General features: G+C 38.3%; 12 protein-coding genes and 1 tRNA gene. 6 read left to right on the top strand and 7 right to left on the bottom strand.

The window, feature by feature from the left end; all coding sequences use genetic code 11:
• The first annotated feature begins 306 nt into the window (after window positions 1-306).
• Window positions 307-381, top strand: a tRNA-Val gene (locus H6607_01925).
• Between the two features lie 31 nt (window positions 382-412).
• Here the strand turns inward: H6607_01925 and H6607_01920 are convergent.
• Together H6607_01920 and H6607_01915 are read right to left on the bottom strand one after the other, a co-directional pair.
• Window positions 413-1711 carry an HTTM domain-containing protein gene (locus H6607_01920; GenBank protein MCB9261119.1) on the bottom strand — a complete coding sequence of 433 codons (1299 nt, stop codon included), beginning with the start codon at window positions 1709-1711 and terminating at the stop codon, window positions 413-415.
• The gene (locus H6607_01915) at window positions 1708-2301 is read right to left on the bottom strand and encodes a thymidine kinase (GenBank protein MCB9261118.1); all 594 of its coding nucleotides are present in this window, start codon (window positions 2299-2301) and stop codon (window positions 1708-1710) included. Before H6607_01915 ends, H6607_01920 begins: the two co-directional genes overlap by 4 nt.
• A 153-nt stretch (window positions 2302-2454) precedes the next feature.
• Between H6607_01915 and H6607_01910 the strand changes: the two genes are divergently transcribed.
• On the top strand, window positions 2455-3171 hold the full coding sequence (locus tag H6607_01910; protein MCB9261117.1) for a hypothetical protein: 717 nt from the start codon (window positions 2455-2457) through the stop codon (window positions 3169-3171).
• Window positions 3172-3201: 30 nt separating this feature from the next.
• Window positions 3202-5271 carry a ComEC family competence protein gene (locus H6607_01905; protein MCB9261116.1) on the top strand — a complete coding sequence of 690 codons (2070 nt, stop codon included), beginning with the start codon at window positions 3202-3204 and terminating at the stop codon, window positions 5269-5271.
• A 5-nt stretch (window positions 5272-5276) separates the two neighbouring features.
• On the opposite strand, the gene H6607_01900 is transcribed toward H6607_01905, so the two are convergent.
• From H6607_01900 to hflX, 5 genes are all read right to left on the bottom strand, one after another.
• Complete coding sequence (locus tag H6607_01900) at window positions 5277-7769, bottom strand: transglycosylase domain-containing protein (protein ID MCB9261115.1); 2493 nt, start codon at window positions 7767-7769, stop codon at window positions 5277-5279.
• 88 nt (window positions 7770-7857) lie between these two features.
• On the bottom strand, window positions 7858-9126 hold the full coding sequence (locus H6607_01895; protein ID MCB9261114.1) for an ABC transporter permease: 1269 nt from the start codon (window positions 9124-9126) through the stop codon (window positions 7858-7860).
• 61 nt (window positions 9127-9187) lie between these two features.
• Window positions 9188-10096, bottom strand: coding sequence for an ATP-binding cassette domain-containing protein (locus H6607_01890; protein MCB9261113.1), 909 nt, complete (start codon window positions 10094-10096; stop codon window positions 9188-9190).
• A gap of 92 nt (window positions 10097-10188) precedes the next feature.
• The gene (locus tag H6607_01885) at window positions 10189-11391 is read right to left on the bottom strand and encodes an ATP-binding protein (protein ID MCB9261112.1); all 1203 of its coding nucleotides are present in this window, start codon (window positions 11389-11391) and stop codon (window positions 10189-10191) included.
• A gap of 234 nt (window positions 11392-11625) precedes the next feature.
• The gene (hflX, locus tag H6607_01880) at window positions 11626-12900 is read right to left on the bottom strand and encodes a GTPase HflX (GenBank protein ID MCB9261111.1); all 1275 of its coding nucleotides are present in this window, start codon (window positions 12898-12900) and stop codon (window positions 11626-11628) included.
• Between hflX and H6607_01875 the strand changes: the two genes are divergently transcribed.
• The 3 genes from H6607_01875 to frr are packed head-to-tail and all read left to right on the top strand — an operon-like array spanning window position 12849 to window position 15906.
• Window positions 12849-14351 (top strand): hypothetical protein, encoded by a 1503-nt coding sequence (locus H6607_01875; protein MCB9261110.1) that lies wholly within the window; start codon window positions 12849-12851, stop codon window positions 14349-14351. The genes hflX and H6607_01875 overlap by 52 nt on opposite strands.
• The gene (locus H6607_01870) at window positions 14348-15295 is read left to right on the top strand and encodes a hypothetical protein (GenBank protein ID MCB9261109.1); all 948 of its coding nucleotides are present in this window, start codon (window positions 14348-14350) and stop codon (window positions 15293-15295) included. The genes H6607_01875 and H6607_01870 overlap by 4 nt, the downstream gene beginning before the upstream one ends.
• 44 nt (window positions 15296-15339) lie before the next feature.
• The gene (frr, locus tag H6607_01865; GenBank protein MCB9261108.1) at window positions 15340-15906 is read left to right on the top strand and encodes a ribosome recycling factor; all 567 of its coding nucleotides are present in this window, start codon (window positions 15340-15342) and stop codon (window positions 15904-15906) included.
• Window positions 15907-15948: the final 42 nt, after the last annotated feature.

Below are 15948 nucleotides of genomic sequence, written 5' to 3'. Positions count from 1 at the left end.
TTGGCGTGATGTAAAGCATTGCCCACAACGACTTATGAAAAAACGAAATAGATTGTTGAACCTTCAAATTTTCCTAAATTTTCTGCAATCAGCAAAGATTACAATTCTTTGAAAATGCCAAGAAATAACGAATAAACAGAGCGTTTTGATGTGTCCAAAATCATTGGCACAATATTTTTTAGAAAAAAATAAAAAAAAATGATAAAAAATCAATTTTGGTAAATATATATTTGCAGCCCTCAAAAAAGGGGAACTTGCATCTTAGCTCTCCCGATAGTTATCGGGATGGTTTAGAGCAAAAAAAAAGGGCTCTTAGCTCAGTTGGTTTAGAGCATCTGCCTTACAAGCAGAGGGTCGCTGGTTCGAATCCAGCAGGGCCCACAAAAAAAGCCTCGACGAAAGTCGGGGCTTTTTATTTAGTTCTATCAAAAGGCAATATCCAATCTTCATGTTTAAAAAAATGCCACTCGGCTTTGGCCATATCCACCGTTGGGTCTATAAATTGTTGCCGCTCGTGTTGGTTTAGTTTCACAAAACTTATTATATAAATCTCAATTTCTTCTCCGTATAATTTTTTTAAAAACTGACAATATTGCCAAATCATGCATGGATGCACTTTCATGGTGGCCAACTGTTGACCGGTAAGATGTTCGGAAGGCGTGTGGCTTATTTCTTTCCCATTTTTCATTATCTTAAAATGTATTGTTCCGGTTTTAGATCTGAGCATCATTCTCCAACTAAGTTTGTGTCCTTCTTCTGTCCAAGTGACATACCCCTTGATAAAATGATGTCTGAGAGGCAACAACAACTGAAAACAGAAAAATAAAACAAAAACTGCCGTTGCCACTTTTTTGTATCCAACAGAAAATGCCATTTCTGGTGGTTCGGTGGGTATAGCTTTTATCCGAAAAAAGCGGCGAACTCTGCTCTCGGAAAAGAAAAATACACTACTCGCAATCATCATATATGGAAATGTCCCGATTTGGAAGGTTACAGAATTGAACAAATGAAAAACTATGGAGATAAGAAATGCCGGCACCCGTGTGCGAGAAAATAGCAACACCGGAATGATGAGTAAATCAAACAAAATGCCGCCCCAAGCAATAGCTTTTCCGCTATGTGGCCAGACAAAAAACCAACCAAAAACAGGATGATTTTTGGAGAAATAAAACACCTCATCGTTTATCCAATCCGGATACCATTTGGCTATGGATGCATACGTGTAAACAATGCCCAAAAGCAACATGTATTGCCATTTAAACAGTGCCGGAATGAATTCACTTTTCGGTATTCTACCTGATTTTGCATCGAAACTTAAAACAGTATTTGCAGGAGTAAAAATCATCATAACGCACAACAGAAGCATGAGATAATGATGATTGTTGTAGCTGGTTTTGTGCATAAAATAAATTGCCGCCCACCCCACAGTAAACATTACCATACTAAAGCGATAGTAAAATCCAATGGTTATAAAAACAGCCAACAAGCCCAAAAGTGAGAACAGCCAATACATACCATTGCCCGAAAGCGGTTGCAACCACTCAAAACCAATAAAAGTGAAGGTAAACTTTGGCTCAATAAATACTGTTTTTGTCCAGCCAACTAAATTTGAACCAATTGTTTCAAAAACCAAAACCAACCCAAATAATATTCTCCAAATGGCAACAGGATACGATTCTACCGGTTTAAAAAGTTTTTGCGAAAGGTTCATAAATCCATCTTAATCTGCTCTTTAATGGTGGCCATACCCTCATCATAACAACTTCGGCATCGAGCTTCATACAGTTCTCTTTCGCCCAATTCTACTGTTTGGTCGTTGTGTATTTTTTTGAATGTATAACTGGCCACATCCCCGCATTTCATGCAGATGGCATGCACCTTTGTGACATATTGTGCCTGACACAACAGTGATGGCATAGGGCCAAATGGCTGGGCCTTAAAATCCATATCCAGTCCGGCCACTATTACTCGTATCTTCCTTTTAACCAACTGATTACAAACCTCGGGCAAACGATTGTCGAAAAATTGAGCCTCATCTATTCCCACCACGTCTGCATTGCCCAGCAAAGCCATAATTTCTTCACTTTTGTTTACCGGAAACGACTCTATACTATTGGAATCATGCGAAACCACATCACTACGATGATATCGTTGATCAATCATTGGTTTAAAAATTTTCACCTTTTGATTGGCAATTTTTGCCCGTTTTACCCTGCGAATCAACTCTTCGGTTTTTCCCGAAAACATTGAGCCGCATATCACTTCAAGCCATCCTTTTTCTACTTTGGGTTCTACAAACATGTGCTTATCGGTTGTGCATTTAGGCAAATGTATTTCAATTTGATTGTTTTGTGGCATTTGATTTTTTTTCTTTGATTGATAGATAGAGGTAATCATAGTTCCAAAAATCTTTTGCTTTTTACCCTTATTTTTGCCTCTACAAAAGTTTTAACAATGAGTAGAGACGATATTTTAAAAGAAATTGAAAATACCTTGCAGCTCCTGCAAATCAATCATCAACGAATGGTTATAAACGATTCGAATAGCGAAATTGATTTGGCTCAAATGCAAAGCCACATTGTTAAACTTTACACCCTATGCGACCAGTTTTCTATTGCCAAACAAATAATAAAAGTGCCGGAACCAGTGCAACCTATCACAAAACCTAAGTTTATTCCTGAACCAATAATGATTGAACCTGAATTGGAGAAAGAACCAGAAGTTATTGTGGAAGTTACTCGACCTGAACCCGTGGTTTTGCCAACCCCCAAACCCGAACCGGTTGTTGAGGTAAAACCTATTGTGCCCGAGACAGCACCGATTGTTGAAGAACCTGCAAAACAAGAACCCGTAGCCCCAAAACCTAACCCTGTTGCACCCCCGAAACCTACACCTCCGGTGCAGGTAAATGATGTATATGAGCGATTAAAATTTACGAAGCTTGAATCTATTAAAAAGGGTATCAGCATCAGCAAACGCTATGAGTTGCAAAACGAATTGTTTGGCAACAATCCCGAAAAATACAATGCCTCTATATCGGCTCTCGACACGGCCAACAATTTTGATGAGGCCGCACTGCTGCTGGCCAATTTGGGAGAATCGGGCAATTGGGATATGGATGACGCATTGGTTGAAGAATTAAAAACACTGATTTTGCGGCGATATATGTAACCCAATACAATTTCTAAAAAGTAAACATTTATGCAAACTAACAACTTTTGGAAAGAAGCACCTTTTGTTCGGCTACTAATTCCGCTCCTTTTGGGCATTTCGGCCTACTTTTTCTTTCCATTTTGGTCGCCCATTATTGCATTTATTTTGCTTGCTGCACTTGCCGGATATTTTGTCTTATTTTTTGTAAAAACTTCGCTTAAATTTAAGTTAAAAACGGCACAAGGCATTCAGATTTTTATCATAATTGGTTTGTTGGGTTATAGTCTAAGCCACTTTTCTTTTGATAGAAATAAACCAAATTATTTCGGCTTTTTTGATACCACAAAGCTGAGAGTTCGCCTGACTCAACCACCCATAGAAACCACTAAATTCTGGAAATGTGAAGCGGAGGTGTTGTCGGTTTTTGACAGTATGGAACACACCACGCAGGGCAAAATATTGGTCTATTTATCAAAAGAACATATTCCAAACTATGGCGATATTGTGGATATACATGGTGAGCCAATAAAAATACCACCTCCAGCCAACCCCAATGAGTTCGACTATCAGAAATACTTACATTACAAAAATATTGATTATCAAATATTTGCCCGAAAAAACAACTATTGCATTGTTGGTGTAGGAACAAAAAATAAATTGCTTCACATCGGTTTTAGGCTAAACGAATCTCTGCAAAAGGTGATTGAACAATACCTTGCCAACCCCTCTGACCAAGCGATCGTTAAAGCTTTGCTATTGGGAGACAAATCTGAATTGGACGACTACACCGTGGAGGCCTTTTCTCACACTGGCACCATGCATGTGTTGGCGGTTAGCGGGCTGCACGTGGGCATTTTGTTCTTGTTGGTGAGTAAACTTTTGGGCTTTTTGGATAAAACAACGCGGCAAAGGAACATTCAGTTAGCTTTGATTCTTCTGGTATTATGGGGTTTTGCTCTTCTCACTGGATTTTCGGCATCGGTAAACAGAGCAGCCCTTATGTTTACGGTATTGGCTCTTGGCAAACATTTAAAACAGTTTACAAACATCTATAATACACTGGCTTTTTCAGCCTTTATTTTGCTGATTATCAACCCACTAAACTTAATGAATGTTGGTTTTCAGTTCTCTTATTTGGCGGTAGCTGGCATCGTTTACCTCAAAAATAAACTCCGAAATTTGTCGTCCACCTCTTCCTGGTTTTTAGATAAAGTTTATACCCTATTGGCTGTTTCAGTGGCTGCACAATTGGCCACTTTCCCATTAGGATTATTCTATTTTCAGCAATTTCCGGTGCTATTTTTCATTTCCAATCTTATAGTTATTCCTGCCATTACTGTGGCGGTATATCTTGCTGTGGCCTTATTTATTTTTCACTCTATCCCCCTTGTTGGTAGCATTTTAGCCTATTTTCTATCAGCCTATCTATGGTTTATTCGTGCTGTAATTGATATTATTCAAAACATTCCGAATGCGTTTATTGAGGGGTATTATATTTCCGCAATTGAGTTGATTTTGGTATCGCTTGCAATCATTTTGTTTTTGATTTTTTCTGAAAAAAGAAACAAACCTGCTTATTTGTTGGCAGGCATTTCCTGCTTCCTAACCTTCTTTTTGACTCAAAATTTTCGAAAGAATACTCTAACACATACCACCGAATTGGTGTTTTATGATATGGGAAAATATTCTTTGCTCACTATTCAAAATCCGCAAGGTGTTTCGTGTGTTTTTCCTGCCTTTGTTGAGTCTGATTTTAAGTTTCATTGCATTCCGCACATCACTTCAAAGGGTTATTTGGGACAAAATCAACCCATATCGCAACCCGAGTGGGTAATTAGAAACAATCCGGCAGAAATTAAAATAGCCCATGAAAATATTCTGATTATAGATTCTTTTTCAAATAAAAAATGGAATCATCAACCACTGAACGATTACCAAATAATTTGGTTAAAAAATCTCCATGGCTATAACTGGAATATGTTTCTCCATTATACTGGCATTATTTATCTTGACAAAAGTGTGAGCCATTTCAAACAAGAAGGTTTCCTGAAATATCTTTCCAAACAAGGTTTTGATACATCAAAATGTAAAACCGGATTTTATAAAATGAAAATTTAATTTCCTTACTGCTCAGTTTCTACCGCCTGAGGTGTTGGAACCGGAAGGGCATTCAAGTCCAGCTCTTTAAAATCAAAACTGTCCTCAATCATTTCCATAAAAAGGCTATCTGCCAATTGCAGTGTGCTGTCGTTGACTACGCTTGTATCCGGTACGATATAGCAATAGAGAAACTTTTCATAGTCTTCCGGGCGGTCGAATTTTCCCTTTTTTATTGGGCAATTTGCATCGTTGTATGCCAGTTGAAGATACCTTCCAACAATGGGCAAACCAGTTTTGGCACCTTGCCCCAAGGCCGAACCAAAGTGTACCCTCATATCGCGGCCTCCTACCCAAGCTCCCGACACACAATCATGGCTCATGGATATAAACCAACCATCGCGATAGTCGTTGGTGGTGCCTGTTTTTCCACCAATTTCATTGCCCACTGTTACCCCGTAATTATGCAGCCCACGAGCTGAGCCACCTCCTTCTTCCACCCCTCCTCTTATTAAATAGGTCATGGCGTAAGCATTTTCTGCCGACATCACGGCTTGTTCCTCGTCATTATTGGTATTATCCATCAAAAGCTCACCATCATTCGACAAAATTTTGTTAATCCATCGCACTTTTTTCAATTTTCCGCCATTGGCAAAAACTCCATAGGCTTGAACCATTTCAAAAAGACTTACAGAGGCTGTGCCCAAAGCAATGCTCAAGTCGGCCTCCATTTCGGAAGTAATGCCGCATGATTGGGCAAATTTTACCACATTTTTAACTCCAACCTCTTGAGCCAATTGCACGGCAACCGTATTTGAAGAACGAGCCAGTGCTTGTCTTAATGTCATGCTACCTGCATATCCTCCATACGAATTGGTTGGATTCCAAGTCACGTTTTTTCCGTTTATTTTGGTTTCAAACTTTAATGGTTTGTCCACCATGGTTTTGCAAGGCTCCATGCCTTGCTCTAAGGCTGTGGCATATACCAATGGTTTAAATGTGGAACCCACCTGACGGCGAGCCTGCCACACATTGTCAAACTTTGTTTGCTCCCAATTGCTGCCACCTACCCAGGCCAATACCTCGCCTGTTTTAGGATTGATGGATACCATGCCACAATGCATTTGTTCAAAATCATTTTTTATAGAGTCTATAGATGAAATAGTCGCATTTTTGAGTTTGCCTCCAACAATAATTGTGGTGGCGTGCTTTTTTTCCATTTCGGCCATGGCTTCTTCATCAGTCAAATCACTGGCTTTTAGATATTTATATCGCTCACTTTGCTTTACTAAATTCTCGAACTCTTCCTCCATTTTGGTTTTTTCGTTTTGGTTTTTCAATTCTTTTTTCTGTTCGGCAATAGTCTTATCAATCCAATATTTACCACCGATGGAAGCTTTGAAATTGGCTTGTATGTTTTGCATATTTTCTGCCACACTCTGCTCGGCATATTTTTGTACTCTGCTGTCAATGGTGGTATGAATCTGCAATCCATCCACATAAACATTCACATTGTTTTCATCGCACCATTGGTGTAATTCCTTTTCGAGTGTGCTTCTAAAATACGGGGCAATACCTTTGTCTTTCACTATTTCCGTTATTTTCAGCTTCATCGGTTTTAAACACAGCTTTTCCATTTTGGTAGAATCTAAATAGCCATATTTTGTCATTTGACGCAATACCACATTTCGCCTATCCTTGGCATTTTCGGGATTTGATTTTGGGTTATACTTCGTTATTCCCTTGAGCAAACCAACAAGCACTGCCGATTCTTCGATTTTTAACTGTTTAGGATTTTTTGAAAAATAAAATGTGGAAGCCGACTTAATTCCAGAGGCGTTGTTGCCATAATCTACCGTATTGAAATACATGGTCAGAATTTCGTTTTTGCTGAAGAAAAACTCCAACTTAAAGGCTATGACCCACTCTTTGACTTTGGCTACCAACGTGCGGACCAACGGAATATATCCAAACAAACCTTTCGATTTATTTTTTCGTGTTTTAAATAGATTTTTAGCCAATTGATTGGTAATGGTACTCCCACCTCGCTTATTACCCTTTATGGTAGAGACAACTGCTGAAGCTAAGCCATAAAAATCGAGGCCATGATGTTTGTAAAATCGAATATCTTCGGTGGCTATTAATGCATTGATGGTGTTGGTATCTATTTCTTCAAAAGTTACAGGTTCTCTTTTTTCGATATAATACTGCCCAATCAACACATTATCAGATGAATACACTTTTGAAACAATCGGAATTTTTGGGTTTTTTATTTCTTTAATTCCGGGAGAGGCTCCAAAAAGCCACAAGAAATTTGTTTCTATAAGAAATAAAAATAATAACAAAATGGCAAAAAAAGTATAACCTAATCGGAGTGTTTTTTTACCAAAACTGCTCTGTTTGTGTGCTGCCCTATTAAACCATGAGAACTGCCAATATTTTTGCCAACCAACTTTTATGTAGTGCCAAATTATCAGCAGATATTTTCGCAAAAACTCAATTGCTTTATCCCATTTCATATACCGAAAAACATCAGCAAATGTATTGGAAAGCACGATTGCTTGGTAAAGTTTTTTTTATTGCTTCTAAGCCTTTTATTGAAGGCTTTTAGCCCTTATAAAACAGCCATTTAAACAATTCTTTGTAGGTTGCTTTTTTGCCATACATCAATATGCCGGTGCGATATATTCTACCTGCCAGCCATATAGTGAAAGTAAATGTGGCCACCAGCAATCCCAACGATAGCAAAACCTCCCACCATTGAGTGCTTAAGTTTAAAAACGGAGCTCTTACCATCATCACCACCGGGCTGGTTAATGGCACTATGCTCAACCAAAAACTCATTGGGCCGTTGGGGTCGCGAACCACCATACTGAAGGAAATAGCCATTGAAAAAACGAGTGGTAAAGTAATTGGCATCATAAATTGTTGTGTTTCTGTTTCGGCATCTACGGCAGCTCCAACGGCGGCAAAAAGAGCCGAATACATCAAATATCCTCCAATAAAATAGCTGACAAACATTAGAACAATAAAAGGCAAATTCAAATTAAAGAAACCACTCAAAGCTCCCGAAAATGGACTTGTATCCATTTGAGCCATTTGCTCTATGGGCATTGTTTGTGCATGTTTTGCCATCTCAATGGCCTCCGCAATATTGCCCGAAACCACAAACTTTGTGATTATGACAGACAAAACGGCTGTCAGCCCAATCCACATTCCTATTTGTGTAAGCCCTACTAGAGCCAAACCAAATACCTTTCCCATCATGAGCTGAAATGGTTTAACGCTTGATACAACAATCTCTACAATCCGATTTGTTTTTTCTTCTATTACACCTTTCATAACCTGAACACCGTATAAAAAGATAAAGAAATAGATAACAAAAGACATGGCCATGCCAACAATGGTGTTTACCTCTATGCTACTGGTTTTGGCCTCGCCCGTTTCATCAATGGTAAGAGCAGTTATGCTAACTGTGGTTTTCACGCTGTCTATTGATGATTGCGAAACGCCAAGTTTTTTCATTTTTTCATTGCGAATGGCCATTTCTATTCTGTCAGAAATTCGCTCTTTGGCATCTATAGAAATATTGTTTTCCGACTCAAAAACAATTTTTTGCGGATTGTAAATATCAAATCCTTCCGGAATAAACAACCATCCTGTGTAAACTTCTTTCAACGTATTGGCATTCTTTTCTTTCCAACCCGTGCCGTATTCAAAAGCCAAATCATCTGTGTTTTGCAATTTGTCTTTGACAATACCGGATTCGTCATACACCAAAATTTTCTGATCATTCTTAGAGATGTTATCATTTAGAGAAACATAAATAACTAAACCATAAAACCCTGCCATGAGCACCGGCCCCAAAAAGGTCATTATCCAAAATGATTTCTTTCGAACTCTGGTAATGTATTCCCGCCAGGTTATTAATCCAATTTTACCCATTGTTTCCCTCCTTTACTTTTGCAATAAAAATATCGTTTATGCTTGGTAAATTTTCATTAAACGACTCAATATCAACTTGTTGATTTAACTTATTTATTAGTTCCTTTTTTTCGTTCCAATCAATCACAAAGGTGGCTTTGTTCACTTTCGTATCATCATTTATTTCCACACTTGCCGGCTGAGGCACAAAACCATCGAGGCTTCCTTTATACTCCACCTCAAATTCATTCTTTTTATACGAATTTCTTACGTCCATCACACTGCCTTCCAACACTTTTTGCGATTTGTTAATCATGCCCACATAGTCGCAAATTTCCTCCACCGATTCCATTCGGTGTGTAGAAAAAATGATGGTCGCTCCAGCTTTGTTTAACTCCTTAATCTCTGATTTTATCAGTTCAGTATTTACTGGGTCGAAACCGCTAAAAGGCTCGTCGAGGATTATTAAATCGGGCTGATGCAAAACCGTTAAAATAAATTGAACCTTTTGAGCCATGCCCTTGCTCAGCTCGTCAATGCGTTTGTATTTCCAATCGTTTAGTCCAAATTTATTGAGCCAGTGCAACGCTCTTTTTTCAGATTCTTGCTTTGAGAGATTCTTTAATCTGCCAAAATAAACAACCTGCTCCAACACTTTCATTTTTTTATAAAGTCCACGTTCTTCGGGCAAGTATCCAATGCGTTCTATGTGCTTTGGTTGCAATTTTTCTCCATCAAAAATTACCTCCCCGCTATCGGCGGCTGTTATTTGATTGATGATGCGAATAAGTGTCGTTTTTCCTGCACCATTAGGGCCTAACAATCCAAAAATCTTTTTATCCGGAATCGAAAAGTTGAGGTCTTTTATGGCCAGATGCCCCTCGTAGGCTTTGGTAACATTTCGAACTTCTAAAAACGCCATACCATTTTTTTAAGCGAAAATAAAATAGGTGCGGACTTTCGTTTTTTTTGTTCGATGAAATGGCTTATTGAGTTGATTGAATGACTAAAAAATCAATACAAAAACCCAAACAGCCATAGTGGAATATTGTTTTTTGCCCCTATTAAAATTTCATCCTGCACTTTGTAGCTTCCCGCCTGATTGGCAATTTGGGTAAACTTTTTGTTGGGGCCACCCACCTCAAAAATGTATTTATCGTCAACCAAAAAATCGCCAATGGTGCTGGCAAAAACATCGTGCATGGCCGATACCTGATTTACGAAAAAAGTTTCACGCAAATTGCCAACGTTTACCGAGCTTTCTGGCACTAAAAAGCACAGATTGGTGTTGTTCAAATAAATTTTTTCCGGCTTTGAAATCAGACTGTACGACTGGCCGCTCTTCCAAAGTAAGTGTATAATTTCGGCTTCATGCAAGTATTGCAAATATGCGTTCAACGTGCTTCGACTTATCTCTAAACTGGTGGCCAACTTTGAGGTATTCGGCTGAAACGGAACATTGACGGCAATGGCATACAGCAACTTTTTCAGCTTAATTATTTTGCTCACATCCACCCCAAAAAGTTGCGTAATGTCTGTCTCTATAATAAGGTTTACCGTATTGTTTAATTTGTGATGAAAACTGGACTTTCCTTCCAAGTAATATGGGTTGTAACCATATTTTAGATATTCCTTAATATATTGCAACGGATTTACCACCTGGCCAATATCGGCAGCGATTTGCAAGTGGTTTTGGAGCAAATCATCCAAACTATATTTCGGAAAATTGCTTTTTGTTTCGATATTTAAAAACTCACGAAACGACAGCCCCCTGAGTTTAAAACTTACCCCACGTCGGCTTAAATCGGCATTGCCTTTATACAAATGCAAAATAGAGGATCCCGAAACCACCACATTGAGCTTTTTGTACAAATCGTTGATGTTTTTAAGCTCCAAACTCCAGTTTTGGTATTTGTGAATTTCATCAACAAACAAGTGTGTTCCGCCATGATTAAAGTGATATTCCGCTAACTCTATCAGCTTATAGTCAAGTAGTTGCAAGCTATCCATTGATACATATAGCACTTTTGAATCATAGCCATATTGCTCCTGTATGTGTTGCAAAATCAAGGTGGTTTTGCCAATACCTCGCGAACCTTTGATAAATAACAATCGCTCTGCCCAATCAACATCTTCTATTTGATCTCGACGAAATAGGGGGTCTAAGTTTTTAAGATACGTGCTGCTTTCGGCATATATTTTTTCAATGTTTTCCATACTAAACAACTACAAATATACATAATTGATAAGTATATTTATCAATTAATTTATTATTTTGATAAATACATTTATCATTTTTATTTAAAAGTGATAAATACACTTGCCAATATTATAAAATATTGATAAGTACATTTATCATTTTTTGTTGATTTTTGATGAGTTTATTTATCAAAAGAAAGGATGTGTAATTAATTGGCTCCCGAAACACCAACAGGCCGCGGCTTTCTTTGGCTACCTCAAGCCGCTGCAAAGTTCAAATAGCTTTTCGCGAAGTAGGTTAATATCTGCTTTATCAAAAGCACTGATAAATATGGCTGGTGAATTTTGTTTTGCAAACCAAGTTTCTTTAAACTCTTCAAGGTTGTAAATGGTTTCGTCTTCAAAAATATCTTCGGCGGTAGCTCGCGGATTATAGCCGTCTATCTTGTTAAAAATAGTCAGTATCGGTTTATTCCCTGCTCCAATTTCAGAGAGAGTTTCCGTAACAACTTCTATGTGGCTCTCAAAATTTACATGCGAAATATCCACCACATGCAGCAGCAAATCGGCCTCTTTTATTTCGTCTAAGGTTGATTTAAAACTTTCGATGAGCTGATGTGGAAGTTTTCTGATAAACCCTACCGTATCGCTAATCAGTGTGACAATAGGTGGGATATATTCCTCCGCTTCTTTTACCAAAACCAACTTCCGCACGGTGGAATCTAGCGTGGCAAACAACTTATTTTCAGCCAAAATTTCCGCATTGGTCAAAGCATTCATAATGGTTGATTTACCCACGTTGGTATATCCCACCAAAGCCAGCCTCAACTCCCCTTCCCTGCCCTTTCTCTGTGTAACACTTTGTTTATCAATATCTTCCAACTTCTTTTTGAGCAACGATATTTTGTCACGAATAATCCTTCGGTCGGTTTCTATCTCCTTTTCGCCTGGACCTTTCATACCTATGCCGCCCCGTTGCTTTTCAAGGTGCGTCCACATGCGGGTCAATCGAGGCAATAGATACTCGCTTTGTGCAAGCTCTACCTGCGTTTTTGCCCGAGTAGTTTTGGCATTTTTGGCAAATATGTCCAATATAAGTGTGCTGCGGTCAATGATTTTGCACACCAAAGCCTTTTCCAAATTTCGGATTTGTGAGGGAGAAAGTTCATCGTCAAAAATGGCTGTGTTTATTTGCTTATCGGCTATATAATTGGCGATTTCTATGAGCTTTCCGGTGCCAACGTAGGTTTTGCTATCGGGCATTTGCAGCTTTTGAATAAACCATTTTTTTACCTCTGCATCCGCAGTGGTGGCCAAAAACTCCAGTTCGGCCAAAAAATCTTCCGTTTCTTGTCGGTTTTGACCCTGCTTTTCAACCGAAACAAGCACGGCTGTTTCCACAATTTTTGCCGTATTTACCTGAAAGCTCTTCTTTTTCAATGCTAAGAAATCTTTTATAACGTTCTTTGTTGTGTATGACAAAGAGGGCTGCAAAGTTGAACATATTTCGGAGATTTTTTGGGGCATTTGCGGCTTTGGCATTTTCATGCAGCATTGGCCTTAGTCAAAACCTTGAATGGTCGAATCCGCGGAAACTAAAAGGTAGTGCTATTTACTCGCGGGTTATTGGTCAAAATCAGGATGGTTTGTATGTGCTCCGTTTTAGAAACTACAAAAGTCTAACGCACAATATTTTGATAGAAAGATATTTTGAAAACCTCGGCTTTAATGTTTCCAAAAATATTTCTCTAAAGAAATCTAAACTTCTTTTCATCGAATTGCAGGACACCGGATTTATCATTTTTACCACTTATTACAATAGAGTGGATGCAAAAAACGAGGTTCGATATCAATGGTACGACAAAAATATAAACCCAATAGATAAGCCCAGAATTGCCACTACTGCGGCCATTTCTGACTATTATGACAAGGGCGATTTTCGAATAAAATTTTCACCAAATCGAGAACGCATTTTAATAAGTCATACCGAGAAATCGGAGCAAAATGGAAGAATTCTTTGCTTTTCTATCTTCGACAAAAAGATGCGTTTGTTGGCCTATAAAAAGTATGAATTGACCAAATCTTTCGACAATTTTTTTATGCCCGACATGCTGGTTGACAATTCTGGAAACGCCTTTTTTATGGTAAGTCAACACGAAATTGACAATAAAAAAGAAAACACACCAGCCAACGCTTGGGTTTACCAATTCAACATCAAAAACAAACGACTTATTGATTATCAAATACTTGACTCCTCAAAAAATCTTCAAAAAACAATTTTCACTTTTGATGTAACCAAAAATAAAATCAACTTAACCGCCCTTTACACTGGCAAAAATCCGTTTGTTATTGAAGGATTGTTCAACTTTGAATTGCCCATTGATACCGCCATCAAACCAAAATCAACCTACAAAGAATTTACGCCCGACTTTAAACGCCAACTGTTTGGAGAAGAAAGACTTACTGTTTTTCCGGATATAAAAAACTTTGATTTGCTTGAAGTAATTCCAAACACAGATGGCGGCATTACCATTCTTGCCGAACGCTCATCCGTATCAAACGAAGAAGACGTTACCTATATAAACGGAATGCCCTCTACCACCGCCCGAAACATTTATAATTTTGATGATGTATTGGTGTTTTCAATCGACTCCGCCAGTAATATCCGATGGAAATATTTGATAAGAAAGAGCCAAAGTTCGCTCAACGACAACGGGTATTACAGCTCGATTGTAGTGGCAAATACCCGTTCAAATTTGTATGTATTGTATAACGACCGACTGCGAACCAATGGCGATGTAATGCAATATGAGTTTACGCCAGAGGGTGAAGTTACATACAAAATATTGGTGCGAAGCGATAATAATTTTGTTTCGATAATTCCCTCAGAAGCTCTTCAAATTGGGTACAATAAATTAATATTGCCCGTTACAAAAGACAGGAAGTTTTCATTGCTTAAATTGGAATATCCGCATTGATTTCTACAATAAAAAAGGGCGGCATTTTCTCGGTGGCCATTGCATTATTTTTAATTGCGGGGTGCTGCTGGCCGTTGTTTTACAAGTGGTTTGTACTCGGTGAGCTGTCAATCAGTTTTTTAATAAAAACCATTTTATCCATTTTTTTGCTGGTTGTTCAGAGTTTTTGGTTGAGCCAACTTCTTACCCGACTTGGATTGATTGAGCAACGCACCCTCTGGCCTGTAGTAGTGGCCATGATGGTTGGCTTTTTTACCCCCGAACAGTTTTTGGCTTGGGAAGTTATTTTATCTAATTTTTTTTGGCTCATTTTGTTTGAAAGAACCCTTTTTGCTTTTGATGACACGCAAGAAAACCTACCCCTTTTTATTGATATTGGGTTTTGGTTTGGGATGGCCTGCTTGTTCTATCCAAAAACTATTTATCTGAGTCCGTTAATTATTGTTATTACAGGCCTTATTACTTCTGTAAACCTAAACAAGTTTTTGCTTGCCATTCAAACTTTTTTGATTGTGGTGGTTGGAGTGTTGGGCGTGTTATGGGTGTTTTTTCCAAATATTTTTAATTCAGAAATACACAGTTTGGGCTTTTCAACTGATTTTACAGCGGTGCTTTTACCCGAATATTTTTACAGCTATTGTGTCATTGCTGTTGCTTTGCTACTGCTTTTTCCAGTGGTTTCAGGCATTATTCGATATGTTCAAACGCAAAGCCGAAATTTTGTCAATTCAATGGTGCTGCTGCTTATTTTTGGTTTTACCATCACTTTATTTAGCGGAGTTGACACCTCAAAAAGTGCCATGTTTTTGAGTTTGCCCATCATTTGCCTTATTAGCTTGGGCATGTTTCACATGAAGAATCGGCTGTTAGCCAACCTTTTTACCATAGCTTTGGTCTTTGCACTGTTCATGGTGAAATGGGCTTATATCCTCAAAATGTTTTAGATAAAGGCCAAAATCAGTATGTTTGCAGAAAATCTAATGCATTAATGGACGACGCATCTTTAAAATCAATTTTAGACTCTACAAAAGAAGCAATGGATAGAGCCATTGACCACCTGAATAAAGAATTGGTTAAACTTAGAGCCGGAAAAGCCTCTCCTTCTATGCTTGATGGGGTAATGGTTGAATATTATGGCTCACATGTACCGCTGAGTCAAGTATCAAACGTGAATACTCCTGATGCACGAACCATTGTGGTGCAACCCTGGGAAAAAAACCTTTTGCATGACATTGAGCGTAGCATTATAAACAGCAATTTAGGCTACAACCCTCAAAATGATGGACAAATTATCATTATTAATATTCCTCCACTTACAGAAGAAAGAAGAAAAGATTTGGTAAAAAATGCCAAAAAAGAAGCCGAAAATGGCAAGGTTAGCCTACGCAATATCAGAAGAGATAGCAACGAAAGCATCAAAAAACTAAAAAACAACGGCCTTTCTGAAGACATGGCAAAAGATGGAGAAGCCGAAGTTCAGAAGCTTACCGATGCCTTTACTGAAAAAATCGACGCTATTTTAGTGGTTAAAGAAAAAGAAATAATGACTGTTTAGTCAGAAAAAACCTTCTTTTCGTATGGATTTGGCATATCAAAA

The sequence above is a fragment of the Flavobacteriales bacterium genome, assembly GCA_020635395.1.
In the GTDB taxonomy this organism is placed as follows: Bacteria; Bacteroidota; Bacteroidia; order NS11-12g; family UBA9320; genus UBA987.
The sequence above is the reverse complement of the archived record's forward strand: the minus strand, read 5'-3'. Positions and strand labels throughout refer to the sequence as shown.

Coding starts and splice junctions, on each gene's coding strand:
- H6607_01900 (MCB9261115.1), bottom strand. CDS start 7,769: ATGAAATGGGATAAAGCAATTGAGTTTTTGCGAAAATATCTGCTGATA.
- hflX (MCB9261111.1), bottom strand. CDS start 12,900: ATGCCCCAAAAAATCTCCGAAATATGTTCAACTTTGCAGCCCTCTTTG.
- H6607_01905 (MCB9261116.1), top strand. CDS start 3,202: ATGCAAACTAACAACTTTTGGAAAGAAGCACCTTTTGTTCGGCTACTA.
- H6607_01920 (MCB9261119.1), bottom strand. CDS start 1,711: ATGAACCTTTCGCAAAAACTTTTTAAACCGGTAGAATCGTATCCTGTT.
- H6607_01885 (MCB9261112.1), bottom strand. CDS start 11,391: ATGGAAAACATTGAAAAAATATATGCCGAAAGCAGCACGTATCTTAAA.
- frr (MCB9261108.1), top strand. CDS start 15,340: ATGGACGACGCATCTTTAAAATCAATTTTAGACTCTACAAAAGAAGCA.
- H6607_01910 (MCB9261117.1), top strand. CDS start 2,455: ATGAGTAGAGACGATATTTTAAAAGAAATTGAAAATACCTTGCAGCTC.
- H6607_01915 (MCB9261118.1), bottom strand. CDS start 2,301: ATGTTTGTAGAACCCAAAGTAGAAAAAGGATGGCTTGAAGTGATATGC.
- H6607_01890 (MCB9261113.1), bottom strand. CDS start 10,096: ATGGCGTTTTTAGAAGTTCGAAATGTTACCAAAGCCTACGAGGGGCAT.
- H6607_01875 (MCB9261110.1), top strand. CDS start 12,849: ATGACAAAGAGGGCTGCAAAGTTGAACATATTTCGGAGATTTTTTGGG.
- H6607_01895 (MCB9261114.1), bottom strand. CDS start 9,126: ATGACCTTTTTGGGGCCGGTGCTCATGGCAGGGTTTTATGGTTTAGTT.